Origin of the sequence: Acinetobacter sp. YH16051, from assembly GCF_013417135.1 — a bacterium.
GTDB lineage: Bacteria > Pseudomonadota > Gammaproteobacteria > Pseudomonadales > Moraxellaceae > Acinetobacter > Acinetobacter towneri.
In genome coordinates this window covers 12264-29459 of the sequence record NZ_VPEN01000005.1, presented here as the reverse complement: position 1 = coordinate 29459, position 17196 = coordinate 12264, and the positions used below count along the sequence as shown (strand labels likewise).

Annotated in this window: 18 protein-coding genes and 1 tRNA gene; 9 read left to right on the top strand and 10 right to left on the bottom strand. The window is 40.8% G+C overall.

Features of this window, described 5'->3' with window-relative positions; all coding sequences use genetic code 11:
• The first annotated feature begins 59 nt into the window (after window positions 1-59).
• Window positions 60-395 (top strand): MGMT family protein, encoded by a 336-nt coding sequence (locus FTV41_RS05850; protein WP_004972177.1) that lies wholly within the window; start codon window positions 60-62, stop codon window positions 393-395.
• A gap of 155 nt (window positions 396-550) precedes the next feature.
• On the opposite strand, the gene FTV41_RS05845 is transcribed toward FTV41_RS05850, so the two are convergent.
• Window positions 551-991, bottom strand: coding sequence for a universal stress protein (locus FTV41_RS05845; RefSeq protein WP_004972175.1), 441 nt, complete (start codon window positions 989-991; stop codon window positions 551-553).
• A 189-nt stretch (window positions 992-1180) separates the two neighbouring features.
• Entirely contained in the window at window positions 1181-1819 is a 639-nt protein-coding gene (locus FTV41_RS05840) for a CatB-related O-acetyltransferase (RefSeq protein WP_179996275.1), read from the bottom strand.
• A 244-nt stretch (window positions 1820-2063) separates the two neighbouring features.
• Here FTV41_RS05840 and FTV41_RS05835 point away from each other — a divergent pair, with 244 nt between their 5' ends.
• Complete coding sequence (locus tag FTV41_RS05835) at window positions 2064-2213, top strand: hypothetical protein (protein ID WP_171486376.1); 150 nt, start codon at window positions 2064-2066, stop codon at window positions 2211-2213.
• Entirely contained in the window at window positions 2210-2947 is a 738-nt protein-coding gene (locus FTV41_RS05830) for a hypothetical protein (protein ID WP_179996274.1), read from the top strand. The genes FTV41_RS05835 and FTV41_RS05830 overlap by 4 nt, the downstream gene beginning before the upstream one ends.
• Before the next feature lie 11 nt (window positions 2948-2958).
• Here the strand turns inward: FTV41_RS05830 and FTV41_RS05825 are convergent, their stop codons facing one another.
• The 4 genes from FTV41_RS05825 to carA all read right to left on the bottom strand — a co-directional run bounded on the left by FTV41_RS05825 (window position 2959) and on the right by carA (window position 8325).
• Window positions 2959-3267 carry a hypothetical protein gene (locus FTV41_RS05825; protein ID WP_257221921.1) on the bottom strand — a complete coding sequence of 103 codons (309 nt, stop codon included), beginning with the start codon at window positions 3265-3267 and terminating at the stop codon, window positions 2959-2961.
• A 113-nt stretch (window positions 3268-3380) separates the two neighbouring features.
• Window positions 3381-3857, bottom strand: a complete 477-nt coding sequence (gene greA / locus FTV41_RS05820; protein WP_004972169.1) for a transcription elongation factor GreA — start codon at window positions 3855-3857, stop codon at window positions 3381-3383.
• A gap of 82 nt (window positions 3858-3939) precedes the next feature.
• Window positions 3940-7170: a carbamoyl-phosphate synthase large subunit gene (gene carB, locus FTV41_RS05815; RefSeq protein ID WP_004972166.1), complete on the bottom strand. Its 3231-nt coding sequence runs from the start codon at window positions 7168-7170 to the stop codon at window positions 3940-3942.
• A gap of 15 nt (window positions 7171-7185) precedes the next feature.
• Window positions 7186-8325 carry a glutamine-hydrolyzing carbamoyl-phosphate synthase small subunit gene (gene carA / locus FTV41_RS05810; RefSeq protein ID WP_096901001.1) on the bottom strand — a complete coding sequence of 380 codons (1140 nt, stop codon included), beginning with the start codon at window positions 8323-8325 and terminating at the stop codon, window positions 7186-7188.
• 323 nt (window positions 8326-8648) lie between these two features.
• Between carA and FTV41_RS05805 the strand changes: the two genes are divergently transcribed.
• Window positions 8649-9131 carry a hypothetical protein gene (locus tag FTV41_RS05805; RefSeq protein ID WP_004972162.1) on the top strand — a complete coding sequence of 161 codons (483 nt, stop codon included), beginning with the start codon at window positions 8649-8651 and terminating at the stop codon, window positions 9129-9131.
• 125 nt (window positions 9132-9256) lie between these two features.
• Here FTV41_RS05805 and FTV41_RS05800 read toward each other — a convergent pair whose 3' ends face one another.
• The gene (locus FTV41_RS05800) at window positions 9257-9796 is read right to left on the bottom strand and encodes a DOMON-like domain-containing protein (protein WP_179996273.1); all 540 of its coding nucleotides are present in this window, start codon (window positions 9794-9796) and stop codon (window positions 9257-9259) included.
• Between the two features lie 6 nt (window positions 9797-9802).
• Window positions 9803-10126: a ribosome assembly RNA-binding protein YhbY gene (gene yhbY, locus FTV41_RS05795; RefSeq protein WP_004972158.1), complete on the bottom strand. Its 324-nt coding sequence runs from the start codon at window positions 10124-10126 to the stop codon at window positions 9803-9805.
• Between the two features lie 297 nt (window positions 10127-10423).
• On the opposite strand from yhbY, the gene rlmE reads away from it, so the two are divergent.
• From rlmE to FTV41_RS05775, 4 genes are all read left to right on the top strand, one after another.
• Window positions 10424-11074 (top strand): 23S rRNA (uridine(2552)-2'-O)-methyltransferase RlmE, encoded by a 651-nt coding sequence (gene rlmE, locus FTV41_RS05790; protein WP_004972157.1) that lies wholly within the window; start codon window positions 10424-10426, stop codon window positions 11072-11074.
• Between the two features lie 136 nt (window positions 11075-11210).
• Window positions 11211-13100, top strand: a complete 1890-nt coding sequence (gene ftsH, locus FTV41_RS05785; protein WP_004972155.1) for an ATP-dependent zinc metalloprotease FtsH — start codon at window positions 11211-11213, stop codon at window positions 13098-13100.
• 174 nt (window positions 13101-13274) lie between these two features.
• The gene (folP, locus tag FTV41_RS05780) at window positions 13275-14129 is read left to right on the top strand and encodes a dihydropteroate synthase (RefSeq protein WP_218945154.1); all 855 of its coding nucleotides are present in this window, start codon (window positions 13275-13277) and stop codon (window positions 14127-14129) included.
• Window positions 14130-14219: 90 nt separating this feature from the next.
• Window positions 14220-14534 carry a DUF5713 family protein gene (locus FTV41_RS05775; protein WP_131260668.1) on the top strand — a complete coding sequence of 105 codons (315 nt, stop codon included), beginning with the start codon at window positions 14220-14222 and terminating at the stop codon, window positions 14532-14534.
• A 25-nt stretch (window positions 14535-14559) separates the two neighbouring features.
• Here FTV41_RS05775 and FTV41_RS05770 read toward each other — a convergent pair whose 3' ends face one another.
• The gene (locus tag FTV41_RS05770) at window positions 14560-14985 is read right to left on the bottom strand and encodes a hypothetical protein (protein ID WP_167845853.1); all 426 of its coding nucleotides are present in this window, start codon (window positions 14983-14985) and stop codon (window positions 14560-14562) included.
• 119 nt (window positions 14986-15104) lie between these two features.
• A tRNA-Leu gene (locus FTV41_RS05765) sits at window positions 15105-15190 on the bottom strand.
• A 209-nt stretch (window positions 15191-15399) separates the two neighbouring features.
• Between FTV41_RS05765 and FTV41_RS05760 the strand changes: the two genes are divergently transcribed.
• Window positions 15400-17172, top strand: coding sequence for an alkaline phosphatase (locus FTV41_RS05760; RefSeq protein WP_179988553.1), 1773 nt, complete (start codon window positions 15400-15402; stop codon window positions 17170-17172).
• The last annotated feature ends 24 nt before the right edge of the window (window positions 17173-17196 follow it).

Genomic DNA, 17196 nt, shown 5'->3' with positions numbered 1-17196 from the left:
ACAAAAGGAGTGCTGCCAGTCGCTCCTTTTTTATAGGCTAAATGAATGCGAGTGGATAGATGCAAACAACGTTAAGCCGTAAACCGAGTGATGAATTAGCACACATGATTTTGAACGTGGTGTGTTTGATTCCAGCAGGTCAGGTTGCGACCTATGGGCAAGTGGCACGCCTAGCGGGTCTGCCCAAACATGCACGTTTGGTCGGTTATGTCCTCAGGCATTTATCGGCAGAACATACTGTGCCGTGGCATCGGGTGATTAATGCGCAAGGAAAAATTAGCCTAAGCAAACTAAACGCCCAAGGAGAAAATATACAAACTTTAAAATTACAGGAAGAAGGGATTGTGGTAATTGCAGAGAAGGTGAATTTAAAACAATACCAATGGCAGAATTAAACTGAGCTGCTAAATCGAGCGTTTAATATTGAGATATGGTGATACTGAGAAAATTTGCTGAATAGAGTGCTGCAAATAAAAATTTTAGAACAAACAAAGAAATTTAAATGAGAGGGGAAGTTCCTCACTTCCGTAGAAATGAGGAACACGCAATCTTATTGACGTACAACCAATACAGGTGTTGTACCTTCACTTAGGATGCTTTGCGCAACGCTACCTAAGAATAATTTTTTCAAGCCAGTGCGGCCATGTGAACCAATCACGATAAGGTCAGCATTTAAGTCTTTTGCAGCATTGGTAATTTCGCGTGCAATTACTTGACCTTCAAGTAGTTTAGTTTCAGCTTCAACACCTTGTTCAGTGAATTTTTGCTTTGCTTCTTCTAAAGTTTTTACGATAGAAGCGCGAGCGCGTTCAATCAAGTCATTGGTTTGGTTTGCAGTGATGTATTCTGCAGCAATATACGGGTCAAGTGTAAGTACTTGTACCACAGTGATTTTACTACCAAATGCTTTTGCAAGTTCAGCAGCTTTTGCAACAGCGGCAAAAGAAGTTTCAGAACCGTCCACTGGTACGAGGATGTTTTGGTAAGCCATGAGTGTTTCTCCTTATTGTAATTTCAATACTTTAATAAAATATTCGCTCTGAGTCCTGTCTTATCTTACGCTGAATTCATATAGAATAAAACCCAGTAATTTCATAAAGATAATTGAGTGCTGTAAGTCCTTATTTCACCTTAATTTAGCATGAAATTATGAAGCTGTGCTTTCAATTCAACTAAAGTTTTAGTCATTTTTTGTTTGCGTGTTTGTCAAAAAATCGATCAGTTGATTGACATCATTACTCTGCAATTGTTCGCGGATTTTCAGTAAATATTTTTCATCAAAATCATACAGTTTTAGCGCCAAAAGTTGAGCAATCTCTGTTTCACTAAAGCGGTATTTAATTACTTTGGCAGGCACACCTGCCACAATAGCGTAAGGCGGTACATCTTGCGTAACCACTGCACCTGTCGCCACAATTGCACCTTCGCCTAGTTCAACACCTTGCATAATCATGGCGCGACTGCCAATCCAGCAGCCATCGCCAATTGTGGTATCACCTGCCGCAACAAAACTGCGAGTATCAAACGGAAAAGCCGAAACCCAGTCACTGCGATGCAATTGATTGCCACCCATCATAATCACGCATTCCGCACCAAAACAGACAAAATTGCCAATAAAGAGCTGATCAATAGGTTTTTCTGCTGTTGCAGGTTTGTCATGTAAATAACGCACCACACAACGTTCAAAACCCTGATCCCAATAGGCTGAATAATAAGAGTAATTGCCTTTGATGTGGATGTTGGGGTTTTTCACAGTTTTGGAGATGAACTCAAATTCGCACCAGTGTTTAACAGGGGAATTAATCAGCGTTTCGGACATGGTGTATGTGTAAAAAATTAATGAAATAGAATTATATATGAGTTACTTTTGATTTCTTATAATATTCATCCTGACAGAAGCTTGGTGGGCAGAGAAGTTAATGTTTGTCTAAAATGAGTTTGAGGAAAAAATAGCAGATGAAATAAAAAGAATCATTCATACCTTTACTTTGGTAATCCCCCCTAAAAAAATAATAGGATTTAAAAGTAGAATTTTCCCTTAAGATACAAGCTAGAGATTCTGCATGAAAACACCTGTATTTAGGGGTTACATGGATCAAATTTCAGGTGTTGTGAATTATGTGAATCAAACATTTAGTTTGTTTGCTGATGTGGAGGAAGTGCAGCCAAAAAAAATTGCTCAAATAAATTTTAAGGATAATCGTAACTTATGAGTGCTTTTAACACTAACCGTTACACACTAGCGCTTACGGCTATTATTGTTTACGCCTGTGGGATGCTGTACTGGGTTTTTGCCGATGCCAATTTTGATGGCATGAAATGGTTAACCATTTGGTTCTTTAGCAGTACTTTATTTTTTGGTTTTTGGTCTGGACATGTGCTTAGTACGACACCAATAGAAGAGCTTAAGGCTGAAAAGAAGGGCTATCTTTGGGGACATATCCAATTAGGTGTCATATTGGTTATGGTCATTGCCATGTCAACAGGTTTAAATAAAAAGGTCGCTATTCTTTTTTTGGATATAGAGGGTTATGTCAGTGAACTCAAACAAGCAAAAGTGATTATGAAGGGGGGAGTAAAAGCTAATTTAAATAGGTTTTCAGGAACTGGTGTTTTCCCAGTAATGGATGTTAATAATGCTGATATAGAGGCAACCCCTGTTTGTAATCTAATCTTAAAAGATAAATGCCAATACGGTTATATGATGGATCAAGGTTTTGATATTCAATATATTGATGATTTGAAATATCCATTGAAATATAGATATTTGATCTTCAAAATCAAATCACCCGACTTTTATAGAGGAATTGATTATCACGTTGCATTATATAAAACCAATCAACGCTATGTGTGGTATCTGATCTTTTTTACTATTATACCTGCATTAATCTTTGTATTTTTAATTCCATATCTTCTGTTTTTAAATCAACACCGTAAAATCAATTGACTAACGTTTAGTCAGTCTAGATAGTTCAACCACCAAAAGGCAACTTTAATTGATAAATAATAATTCTTCAAAAGAGGTTGCTTTAGTGATTTAAAGCTTAAAGTATCTATCTTAAAAAAATTCCACAAATACATAAAAACATTTTTAACACTGTTTGGAAATAAGAATCCCCAAATAGCAAAAAAGAGTGATGATGCCAATACGATACTGACAGGACTGGTTTGTGTATTGATAAAGAGTCCCCAGACTGGAATCAAAATCAGTCCTAACACAGCCCCAGAAAGCGCATAAACAAATGCATGAATGATGCGATTTTCCATCTTATTTTCCTCTATTTTTATCGCAGTATAATCTATAAGCTCGGCTGTATGATTTATAGGCAATAAAAAACCCCTCAAAGAGGGGCATCGCGTGTAGTCATCTTTATTAAAACTTAAAGATATTCTACATTCACAATTTCATATTCCACTTCGCCTTGCGGAGTGACAATTTTGGCTTCATCGCCTTCATTTTTGCCCAACAAACCGCGTGCAATAGGCGAATTCACTGAAATTTTATTGATTTTAAAATCAGCTTCATCATCACCTACAATTTTGTAGGTTTTTTGCTCTTCGGTGTCTAGGTTTTCAATGGTCACAGTCACACCAAAAACCACACGTCCGTTTTGTTCCAATTCTTTAACATCAATTACTTGGCAAGCGCCTAATTTACCTTCGATGTCTTGGATACGACCTTCGCAGAAACCTTGCTGTTCACGTGCGGCATGGTATTCAGCATTTTCTTTTAAATCGCCATGTTCACGCGCTTCTGCAATCGCTGCAGTAATACGTGGACGTTCAACCGATTTAAGTTGTTGTAATTCTTGCTCTAAAGCGTGTTTACCTTCAGGCGTCATAGGATAACGTTGCATGTTGTCCCTCTTTAAAAATATTGAAGTCTATAAATGAAAAAAGCCCGCCACCCGAAAGGTGACGGGACTTTATTGATATGTATTAACCTACAGTAAGATCTTGCAGGCGATATACATCCATTGGTAATTTAATCGCTAAGGCTTGGCATACAGCATCTGCGCCATTCAAGGTCGTGGTGTAATACACTTTACCTTGCAGTGCAGAACGACGGATTGAGAATGAATCCTGCTGAGCTTGTTTGCCTTCAGAAGTATTGATGATGAGGTGAATCTCACCATTTTTCAAGCGGTCTACAATGTGTGGGCGACCTTCAGTCACTTTATTCACACGTTCACACTCAATACCTGCATCGGTGATGACTTTATGCGTACCACCCGTTGCAACAAGTTTGAAGCCAAAATCAGCCAATTGTTTTGCAATACGCGCCACATGCGGTTTATCTGACTCACGTACAGATAAGAATGCATGTTTTACTTCGCCTTCAGTTGGGATTCCTGGTAAGCGATCATTCGAGCCTAACACAGCTTTATAGAATGCTTCACCAAAAGTTTTGCCCACACCCATCACTTCACCTGTAGATTTCATCTCAGGCCCAAGCACAGGGTCTACACCAGGGAACTTGTTGAATGGGAACACAGCTTCTTTCACAGAGAAGTGTTGCGGAATAATTTCTTTAGTAAAGCCTTGTGCTTCTAAAGATTGACCTGCCATACAACGTGCTGCAACTTTAGCCAATGATTCGCCAATACACTTAGAAACGAACGGAACAGTACGTGATGCACGTGGGTTCACTTCCAAGATATAAACGTCATTGCCTTTCACTGCAAACTGTACGTTCATTAGACCAATAACGCCCAACTCTTTTGCCATTGCAACAGTTTGACGACGCATTTCGTCCTGTACTTCATCTGACAATGAATAAGGTGGAATTGAACATGCTGAGTCGCCAGAGTGAATACCTGCTTGTTCGATGTGCTGCATAATACCGCCAATCACCACATCTTTACCGTCAGATACGCAGTCTACGTCAACTTCAATCGCATCATCCAAGAAACGGTCTAACAGTACAGGTGCATCGTTAGATGCTTGAACTGCATCACGCAAGTAGCGTTTCAATTCTTCTTCGTTATACACGATTTCCATTGCACGACCACCCAATACATAAGATGGACGAACAACGAGCGGGTAACCCACTTTCGCTGCTTCTGCGATACCTTCTTCAGCAGATTTTACAATGCTGTTGTTAGGTTGACGCAATTGCAGACGTTGAATCATTTGCTGGAAACGCTCACGGTCTTCTGCGCGGTCAATCGCATCTGGTGATGTACCAATAATTGGCGCACCTGCTTCTTCTAAAGCGCGTGCCAATTTCAATGGAGTTTGACCACCGTACTGTACGATAATGCCTTTTGGCTTTTCAGTACGTACGATTTCAAGTACATCTTCCAAAGTAATTGGTTCAAAGTACAAACGGTCTGAAGTGTCGTAATCGGTAGATACTGTTTCAGGGTTACAGTTCACCATGATGGTCTCAAAACCATCTTCACGCATTGCAAGCGCAGCGTGTACACAGCAGTAATCGAATTCGATACCTTGACCAATACGGTTTGGACCACCGCCAATCACCATGATCTTGTCTTTCGCTGAAGGATTTGATTCACACTCTTCATCGTAAGTTGAATACATATATGCTGTGTCAGATTCAAACTCTGCAGCACAGGTATCCACACGTTTATAAACTGGGGTTACGCCCAAGTTCCAACGGTGTTTACGGAATTGCTTTTGTGAAATACCCATCAAGTTCGCAATACGTAGGTCAGATAAACCTTTACGTTTGAACGAACGGATGTTGTCAGCGTTTAGATCACCAAAACCTAAAGTTTTGATTTCATTTTCAGTGTTCACGATGTCTTGAATTTGAATTAAGAACCAACGGTCAATTTTGGTCGCTTCAAAAACTTCGTCCAAGCTAAAGCCATGACGGAATGCGTCAGCCACGTACCAAATACGCTCAGGACCTGGAACTTTCAATTCAACTAAAATCTTGTCGCGTGCGCCTTCAGCACCCACTTCAATTTGTTCGTCAAAACCACAAGCGCCAGTTTCTAAACCACGAAGGGCTTTGTTTACAGATTCTTGGAAGTTACGACCAATCGCCATGACTTCACCTACAGATTTCATCTGCGTGGTTAAAGTCGCGTCTGCTTGAGGGAACTTTTCAAAGTTGAAACGTGGAACTTTAGTTACAACGTAGTCAATTGATGGTTCAAATGCCGCAGGAGTGGTACCGCCTGTGATGTCATTTTTCAGTTCATCAAGGGTATAACCCACAGCCAATTTCGCTGCAACTTTTGCAATTGGGAAACCAGTGGCTTTAGATGCAAGTGCAGATGAACGAGATACACGTGGGTTCATCTCAATCACAACCATACGACCAGTATTCGGGCAAATACCGAACTGAACGTTAGAACCACCTGTTTCTACACCAATTTCACGAAGTACCGCTAAAGATGCATTACGCATCAATTGGTATTCTTTGTCCGTCAAAGTTTGCGCAGGAGCAACGGTGATTGAGTCACCAGTGTGCACGCCCATTGGGTCAAAGTTTTCGATTGAACATACGATGATACAGTTGTCGTTTTTATCACGTACAACTTCCATCTCATATTCTTTCCAACCAATAAGTGATTCATCAATCAATAATTGTTTGGTTGGAGAAAGATCGAAACCGCGTTCACAGATTTCAAGGAATTCTTCTTTGTTATATGCGATACCGCCACCAGAACCACCCATGGTGAATGATGGACGAATAATCACAGGGAAGCCAAAGCGAGATTGAATCTCAAGTGCTTCTTCCATAGATTCAGCAATTGCTGCTTTTGGACACTCAAGACCAATTTTGCGCATTGCTTCATCAAACAATTTACGGTCTTCGGCTTTTTCAATCGCGTCTTTGGTTGCACCAATTAATTCAACATTGTATTTGGCTAAAATACCGTTGGCATCTAATGCAAGCGCACAGTTCAATGCAGTTTGACCACCCATGGTCGGAAGTACTGCATCTGGACGTTCTTTTTCAATGATTGCTGCAACAGTCTGCCAAGTGATTGGCTCGATATAAGTTGCATCTGCCATTGCAGGGTCAGTCATGATGGTCGCAGGGTTCGAGTTTACCAAAATAACGCGGTAACCTTCTTCACGCAGCGCTTTACATGCTTGAGCACCAGAATAGTCAAACTCACAAGCCTGACCAATAACAATAGGACCAGCACCAATAATTAAGATGCTTTTAATATCCGTACGTTTAGGCATTATTTCGCTCCTTAATTACTTCTTAGCGGCTTCAATAAGTTCGATGAAATGATCGAACAAGAGTGCGCAGTCATGTGGACCTGAACTTGCTTCTGGGTGACCTTGGAAGCTAAATGCAGGCTTGTCTGTACGATGAATACCTTGGTTTGTGCCATCGAACAATGAACGATGCGTTGAACATACATTGCTTGGTAAGGTGCTTTCATCTACCGCGAAGCCGTGGTTCTGAGAAGTAATCATCACTGTACCAGTTTCTAAGTTCTGTACAGGATGGTTTGCGCCGTGGTGACCGTGCGGCATTTTCATTGTTTTTGCACCTGATGCAAGTGCAAGAATTTGGTGACCTAAACAGATACCAAATACAGGAATATTCGTGGTTTCTACAATTGTTTTTACAGCTTCAATTGCGTAGTCACATGCAGCAGGATCGCCAGGGCCATTTGACAAGAAAATGCCATCTGGGTTTAACGCAAGGACTTTTTCAGCAGGGGTTTGTGCAGGAACAACGGTTAATTTGCAACCGCGGTCTGCGAGCATACGCAGGATGTTGGTTTTGACACCGTAATCGTATGCAACCACATGATATTTAAGTTCAGGTTGAGTAAAGCCTTTGCCAAGTTCCCATGAACCTTCAGTCCATTCAAAACCTTCAGGGTCGCAGCATACTTTTGCAAGATCCAAGCCGTTTAAGCCGCCAAATGCACGTGCTTTTGCAATTGCTTCTTCTTCAGTGATATTTTCACCAGCAAGAATACAACCGTTTTGCGCACCTTTGGAACGTAAAATACGGGTCAATTTACGGGTATCAATATCGGCAATTGCAACAACATTGTGTTGTTGTAAGTATTCGCCTAAAGATTGAGTAGAACGGAAGTTACTGTGTAATAAAGGCAAATCACGGATAATTAAACCGTTTGCCCATACTTTATGAATTCGACCTGACTCAACATCTTCATCATTGCAACCAGTGTTCCCAATATGTGGGTAAGTTAAAGTCACAAGTTGTTGTGCATAACTCGGGTCGGTCAAAATTTCTTGATAGCCAGTCATGGCAGTGTTAAAAACGACTTCACCAGTCGTGCTTCCCGTTGCACCGATAGACGTACCTTTAAAGATTGTACCGTCGGCGAGGGCTAAAATGGCGGGGGTGCTCAAACCAAAGCTCCTGAACTAAAACCACAAAAATAGGGCTGTAAAAAAGCGAGTAGACGAAAAAAAAGGAAGGTCAATATTTAAACCTACCCTCCTATGTCTGCTCGCTTGAACTTAACATTGCATTATACGCATGAACTCGCCAAAAGTCCATTGTGAATCTAACGAATATGTAAGATAAAAGACTTGCTTTTTTTGCTAGGTTTATGTTTTAGCGTGTAGTCCAAATGTAAGCAATCTACGATTGTTAGACAATCCAAAACCCATTTTAGTCTAAATTGCCTTATGCTTAATTTATAAACAACAACGACCTTGGGTAAAAGCGAATGACTGAACAAGATAAATCAGCCACTGAACCACAAAACAGTGCAATCAAAGCAGTAAGTGAAGGCGCTGAAAAGCTTGAAAAAGTAACGCATGATGCCAAAGAGCAGGTGCTTGATGTGGTTGCAGAAACGCAAGAAAAACTTCAAGCCGAAGCAAAACAACTCAATGCCAGCGTGCAAGAGCAATTGGGTCAGTTAAAGCAAGATGTGTTGCAAAAAATTGAAGCTTTAAAAGCACAATTTGGCAGTTCACCTAAAGATTTGGGCGAATTAAAAGACTTTGTAAAAACTGAATTTAGCGCAATTATTGAAGATCTTTCTAAACTTGGTAAAGAGTTGAAAGAAGATGTCAGCAGCATTTCAGTAAAACACAAAGATCAATTGGCTGAAACTTTTAAGCGTTCTAAAGAGCACACACTAGAAGCGTGGAAAAAAGTAAATCCATCAAAAACTGAAACTAATGATGAAACTGATCAAGCATAATCCAGTTTAATCTGTTGCTGATTCAGCCATAAAAAAAAGTGAGGTCATGCGCCTCACTTTTTTATTTAAATTTCTTGCTCAAACCAAAAACTAGTTGTTTCAATCTAAACTACTATTAATCACAGTTAGAACTGATGTAGCCAATCGCGCTTATTGTGAAAATCGGCGGCAGGGCTGCTGTGTTGCATGGCATAAAATTGCTCGCCTTGACTGGTTTTGAGCACAGCCGTCAGCCCAATAAACAAATCTGTCCATTTCAGTTTATGTTTCAGCATAAATTCGGTTAAATCCAAACTGACATTTAAACCGTAATGCGTACGTTTTAGCTGATTCAACTCAATATCATAAGCGGCCACAGGTGGCATTTGCTCAGGATAACGATATTCTTCAAAGGCATAGGCTTGCCAAGCTTGAGAAGGGGAGAGATTGATTTCACGATAAAAATCTTCGCCCTGAACGCCAATGAAAATTTCAAAGCAGGTCTGTTTCCACAAAAAGTCCTGACGTGGATGTGAAGCTACCAATGCAGGCCATTCGACCCATTGATTCGGATCACGCAGCCAATAACCTACATTTAAGCTAAACGGACTTTGTTGTTCAATTGCACCGACCAAAGAAATCGCTTGAAACTGACGATCAAAGGCGCTGAGTTCGTAACTTGCCATATAAGCTTAGTTAGACAAATGAGCGTGACGAACTAAATTTGACAACTTGGCATTTTGTTTTGCTGCTTTTTTATAAAGTAAAGCAATTTTACCAATTGTTTGTACCACTTCAGAACCTGTTGCTGCAGCAATTTCAGTAATTACAGCTGCACGTACTTCACGGTCTTCACCACCAATTTTAACTTTAATCAATTCGTGATCGTTTAAAGCACGGTTGGTTTCTTCAATTACATTTTCAGTCAAACCTTGACCGCCAACCATCACTACAGGGTTAAGTGCATGACCAATTTGACGTAAACGCTTGCGTTCCTGAATAGAGAGAGCCGCCATAAAGATAACCTAATTTTAAAAACGGCTTAGTATAACAAAAGCCAATTTGAAACGCTGTAAATTCTATGCAAATAATCCGCGATCTTGCAGCAGTACAAAAATATCAAAATTGAACATTTGCTTAGGTTTATCCATTAGTGATGAGTGTGGTTTTTTATGCCACAGTACAGAAATAAGCGATGGATTTAATAGAAAAAACTTGTCAGTTATTGGCATTTAGATACAGATGTCTACTGCAAGCTTGCTAATTTTCACGTACAATCGCAATTTAGATGGCTATTCGTTACTAAGAGAGTTATGGCAACACGCATTACCAACCAAAAGTTATCCAAAAGTAGTCGTGCGTGGATGAGAGAGCACCTAGATGATCCCTTTGTGAAAAGAGCGCAAAAAGAAGGGTATCGTGCACGTGCTGCATACAAACTACTTGAGATTCAAGAAAAATATAAACTGATCAAACCCGGTATGACGGTGGTGGACTTAGGTGCAGCACCAGGCAGTTGGTCGCAAATCGCAGGGAAACTTGTCGGCGACAAAGGTTTGGTGATCGCTTCCGATATTTTGGAAATGGACGCATTACCAGATGTGACCTTTTTACAAGGTGACTTCCGCGAAGAAGAAGTGTTCGAAAAATTGTTAAATATTTTAAACGGACGCACGGTAGACGTTGTAATTTCCGATATGGCCCCCAATACATCAGGTAATAAAGCTGTAGATCAACCGCGTCAAATTTACTTATGCGAGTTGGCGCTCGATTTTGCCAACCGTGTATTGGGACCCAATGGCCAGTTTGTGGTCAAAGTGTTCCAAGGTTCGGGGTTTGACGAATTTCGTAAACAGGTCGTGGACAGTTTTGATGTTCTAAAGACAGCAAAACCCGCTGCTTCACGGGCGCGTTCCAAAGAAGTATTCCTTATTGGACAAGGACGTAAAAAAGCGTCTAAATAAAGTTTACTTGCCAAGCCGTTAAAAATTGTGCATTTTGTACGTTTTTAATGAATTGTCTAGCTGATCTTCAGCTTTTTGAATGAAAGGTCACCCAGTAACGGGCATGATCAAATTAGATTGATATGGGAATAAAGCTTTGAGCGATCTCTTCAAGAATGCCGTATTGTGGCTGATTATACTTGGTGTGCTGATTCTAATTTTCAGCAACATCAATAACAGTGAAAAGCCAACTGCAATGAACTATTCAGAGTTCGTTACAGCGGTGAATGCTGGTCAAATTAAGCAAGTCACAATTGATGGCGAAAGAATTAGTGGCGAAAAAGTCAACGGCTCGTCCTTTGAAAGCATTCGTCCAGCAGTTCAAGATCCTGAACTGATGCCGAATCTGATTAAAAACAACGTTGTTGTTGAAGGTACTGCACCTCAACGTCAAGGTTTGTTAATGCAACTATTGATCGCAAGTTTCCCTGTACTTTTAATCATTTTGTTATTCATGTTCTTTATGCGCAACATGGGTGGCGGTGCAGGTGGTAAAAACGGCCCGATGAGCTTTGGTAAATCTAAAGCCAAAATGTTGTCTGAAGACCAAATTAAAGTCACATTTGCCGATGTAGCAGGTTGTGACGAAGCAAAACAAGAAGTGGTTGAAATTGTAGATTTCTTAAAAGACCCTGCTAAATTCAAGCGTTTAGGTGCAACTATTCCTAAAGGTGTGTTGATGGTAGGTCCACCGGGTACAGGTAAAACCTTATTGGCCAAAGCCATTGCAGGCGAAGCCAAAGTTCCATTCTTCAGCATTTCTGGTTCTGACTTCGTTGAAATGTTCGTGGGTGTAGGTGCTTCTCGTGTTCGTGATATGTTTGAGCAAGCTAAACGCCATGCACCATGTATCATCTTTATTGATGAGATTGATGCGGTAGGTCGTCACCGTGGTTCAGGTACAGGTGGTGGTCACGATGAACGTGAGCAAACACTTAACCAAATGCTTGTTGAAATGGATGGTTTTGAAGGCAATGAAGGCATTATTGTTATCGCTGCGACAAACCGTGCCGATGTACTGGATAAAGCTTTATTGCGTCCAGGTCGTTTTGACCGTCAAGTAATGGTTGGCTTGCCAGACATTAAAGGTCGTGAGCAAATTCTGAATGTTCACTTGAAAAAACTGCCTTCAGTTACAGGTGTAGATGTCAAAGTCTTGGCACGTGGTACACCAGGCTTCTCTGGTGCGCAATTGGCGAACCTTGTGAATGAAGCTGCATTGTTTGCTGCCCGTCGTAATAAAAATACGGTGGATATGCACGACTTTGAAGATGCTAAAGATAAGTTGTATATGGGCCCTGAACGTAAGTCGATGGTGCTGCGTGAAGAAGAACGTCGTGCAACGGCTTATCATGAAGCAGGTCATGCGATTGTTGCTGAAATGCTGCCGGGTACAGACCCTGTGCATAAAGTAACGATTATGCCGCGTGGCTGGGCATTGGGTGTGACATGGCAATTGCCTGAACATGACCAAACTAGCCATTATAAAGACAAAATGCTGAACGACTTGTCTATCTTGTTTGGTGGTCGTATTGCAGAAGAAGTCTTTATTAATCAAATGTCGACAGGTGCATCGAATGACTTTGAGCGTGCGACTAAATTAGCACGTGCGATGGTGACCAAATACGGTATGTCTGACAAGTTAGGCGTAATGGTCTATGAAGATGATACACAACAATCATTCATGGGTAGTTTAGGCAGCCGTACCATTTCTGAAGCCACCCAGCAACAAGTGGATGCTGAAGTTCGTCGTATTATTGATGAGCAATATAAAGTTGCCCGCGATATTTTGGAAAATAACCAAGACATTGCCCACGCAATGGTAAAAGCATTGTTGGAATGGGAAACCATTGATCGTGACCAAATCCGTGACATTATGGAAGGTCGTGAGCCACAGCCACCGAAGGTGTATATTGCAGACAATCCTGTGATTGATGTAACACCAACCGATGGTCCAAGCACACCGCCACCATTACCAGCGAGCTAATCAGTTCACATAATGTTAAAAAGAGTCTTTGTATAAAGGCTCTTTTTTTATTCGTGTGGTTTATGCGCCGTTGCAACAGGAATATTGGTAATGTTGAAGCGCACTGAAAAGAATTCAACATCTTCAAAATTAGCCTTGTTAAAATAAGCTTTTCAAATTGAAAGGAAGACCAGCATGCAGCTGATGCCATTACCCAAGCGCGTATTGCAATGTGGACGTTTGCGTTTAGATTTATCTCAGCCGCATGTGATGGGAATTCTAAATGTGACACCAGACTCGTTTAGTGATGGTGGGCGACATAATGAAAAAGATGCTGCTGTGGCGCGTGCTTTGGAAATGATGGCAGAAGGTGCAACCGTGATTGATATTGGCGGCGAATCAACACGTCCAGGAGCTAGTCCTGTGAGTGTAGAAGAAGAAATTCGTCGTGTGGTTCCTGTGGTAGAAGCCTTATCTGCTTATGATGTGGTACTTTCGATTGATACGTCACAGCCCGAAGTGATTCGTGCTGCCGTAGCTGCAGGGGCGCATATCTGGAATGATGTACGTGCGCTGACCCGCCCCAATGCGTTGCACACAGCCGCTGAGTTAAATATTCCCGTGATTATTATGCACATGCGTGGTGAACCGACTACCATGAACAATTTAGATCAATATGATGATGTCACAGCAGATGTGATTGCAGAATTGCAGCAACGTGTCGCTGATGCTTTGGCGGAAGGGGTCAAGCCTGAAAATATCATGATTGATCCGGGTTTTGGTTTTGCTAAAAATGCACAACAGAACTTGAAATTGTTAAATGAGTTGTATCAACTGAATGGTATGGGGTATCCAATTTTATCGGCATTGTCTCGTAAACGCTTTATTGGTGAAGCTTTGGGTGGGGCAGAGCCAACACAGCGTGCAGTTGGTTCTGTAGCGGCACATTTACTCAGTATTCAGCAAGGTGCTTGTATGGTGCGTGCGCATGATGTGAAAGCCATGTCTGACGCCATTAAAGTCTGGCAAGCAATGCAGTTGGCAAATTAATCGCAGTATGCAAATTGGGGCGAAGCTAGAATTAAAGCCTTGCTTATGCTATATAGGCACGCTTGAATCTCTGTATTTTTGAGTGCCTGTATGTTTGCAGATTTACTTCTCCCGATGTTTGATGATGAGTTTTATCCTGATATTTTAGTTGCTGAGTTAAAACAACTGATTCAACAGTTTGCAAAACACGTGTCTAAATCCAATTTATCTGAAACGGATATTTATCATTTTGCAGATCAGACCGTGCAAGCCATTAATAAAATGAAACCACAATTTGAAGATCTGGATTCAGATTTGGACGATACCGCAGCAGATTATATTGCTGAGGCGATGATGATGGTGCTGCAAGATCAAGGCTATTTCGAGATTGAAATGGAAGAGTTGATTGCAACGAGAGAGTGGTGATAGGTCACTCTCTTTCAGCTTTAATTTATGGGTGATTCAATAAATCATCTAAAACATCATCCAAATGGCAACTTTGCTGTGTATGTAGTTCTGCAATTTCCCGAACATTCAACGTATATAGCCCATTATGTTCATTCGGCTGTGCAATTAAATTGACCCAAAACTTTGTATTTTGTTGCAGCAAAGTTTTGAGTTGCTTTTCTTCTTCAGGATTTTGGAAATTTAATAAATATAAATTGTTGCCTAAGCTGCAACGACGTAATTGTAATTCTTGATTTTTATATTGCAATGTTCCTGCAAAAACATCATAAAATTCTGCATCAGTTTCAATTGGGTTTACGGATTCGGTTGCTGACTCAAGGCTGGGATTTTGTGCATGGCTTGCAAAACTGAGCAAGCAGCATAAACAGATCACCCATTTGAAAGAGAAGATAAAGCGTTGTAGAGACATTTCAAATCATCGGCACATAAGTGTTATCGTTTTCAATATTATATTTTTTAGGCATAAAAAAACCAGCTTAATGCTGGAGTTCTTTATTTGCACCATTTGAATGATTTGATTCATTAAAATGGTGCCCGAGGCCAGACTCGAACTGGCACGCTTTGAGGGCGGGGGATTTTAAATCCCCTGTGTCTACCGATTTCACCACTCGGGCATGTGCGCAATAATAGAGGACGAAATAAATCTTGGCAAGTAAATTTATTTACAATTGCTTTCTTTTCAATCAATTCAACTTATTAGCTTGAAAAAAGTTCGGTTTGCAGTATATTTCTGCTGTTTGTCATCAATATTTCATGAATTTGAGATCAAAGCGAAATCATAAATTTCTATGTTGAGCGCTCAAGAAAAATAAAAGGAATATTCATGAACATTCGCTTAACTCGCCGAGAGCTGATTCAAAAAAGTTTGGCTGGTTTTGGGGCGTTGTCATTGCCAGTCGCATTAACTGCATGTGGTGATGACAATGAAAATACAGCAGAAAATGCATTAAAGGTGCAGTTTTTGCATGGTGTCGCCAGTGGTGATCCGCTGCATGATCGTATCATTTTATGGACACGTGTAACGCCAAGTGACATGGCAGCATGCATTGAAGTGGTTTGGGAAATTGCCAGCGATGAGGCGTTTAAGCAATTGGTAAATACTGGCAAAGTACAAACCAGCGCAGCGCAAGATTTTACTGTTAAAGTGGACGCAGATCGTTTACAGGCAGGGACTAAATATTATTACCGTTTCCGCTTTGGTAATACGGTTTCTGCTATAGGACAGACCAAAACCTTGCCACAACGCAGCGATCAAGTGAAATTTGCGGTCTGTTCTTGCTCGAACTATCCCGCAGGTTATTTTCATGTGTATAAAGAAATTGCACAGGAAAACAATCTGGATGTGATTATTCACTTGGGTGATTATATTTATGAATATGGACAAGGTGGCTACGCGACTGACGATGCAAAACAGTTAGGACGTACCTTTGCTGCAGACAATGATAAAGAAATTATCAAGTTAGATGATTATCGTAAACGTTATGCTTTATATCGTACCGATGCTGATTTGCAGACTGCTCACCAACGCCATCCATTTATTGTCATTTGGGATGACCATGAACTCAGTAATGATACTTGGGAAGCGGGTGCAGATAATCATCAAGAAGGTGAAGGCAGCTTTATAGAACGTAAAATTGCCGCATTACAGGCTTATTTCGAGTGGATGCCAATTCGTCCAGTTGCAGAAAATGATCATTTGAATATTTATCGCCAGTTTGATTTTGGTGGTTTGGTGAATTTGATGATGCTGGATACGCGTATTTTGGCGCGTCATAAGCAATTAGATTATGCTAACTATATGACGGCAGAAGGTATTGATGCTGCTAAATTTCAGGCAGATTTATTTAGTGATCAACGCACATTGATGGGTGGAGTTCAACGAGAATGGTTGCAAAAGCAGTTGGGGCAGTCTAAGGCTACTTGGAATGTTTTGGCTCAACAAGTGTTGATGGCGAAAATACTGATTCCACAAGAACTGTTATTGCCTTTAGCGAAAATCACCAATGGTGATCAGCAACCTGAAACACTTGCACAAATGAAGCAGAAAATTACAGAATTGGTCACGCTGAAATTGCGTTTAAAAGCGAATGATCCAACTTTGACAGCAGTAGATAAGGCACGTTTGTATGCGGTTGCACCTTATAACCTCGATGCTTGGGATGGTTATGCCTACGAGCGAGAAGTTGTGTATGGGACATTGCAGCAACTTGGGAAAAAAGCAGTGGTGTTGGCAGGTGATACTCACAATGCTTGGGCTGCAACCTTGCATACACATGAAACAAATCATAAGGTTGGGTTGGAATTCGCGACCAGCTCGGTATCATCGCCCGGAATTGAGTATTACTTAAATGTGCCTGCAGACGAAATGGCAGCGTTGGAATATGCCTTTCAAGAACTGATTGATGAACTGGATTATTGCAACTTAAATCAACGTGGTTATTTAACGGTGACTTTTGATCGTGCGCAAGTGGTTGCAGATTGGAAGTTTATAGATACGGTTAAGGCACGTGAATACAAACTCGATGATACGCGTGGTCATCAACAGAAGTATGGTGTAGACTTAAAACCAATCATTGATGTCGCTAAAACTGCTTAAAATTGGTGTGATATTTACAGAAAA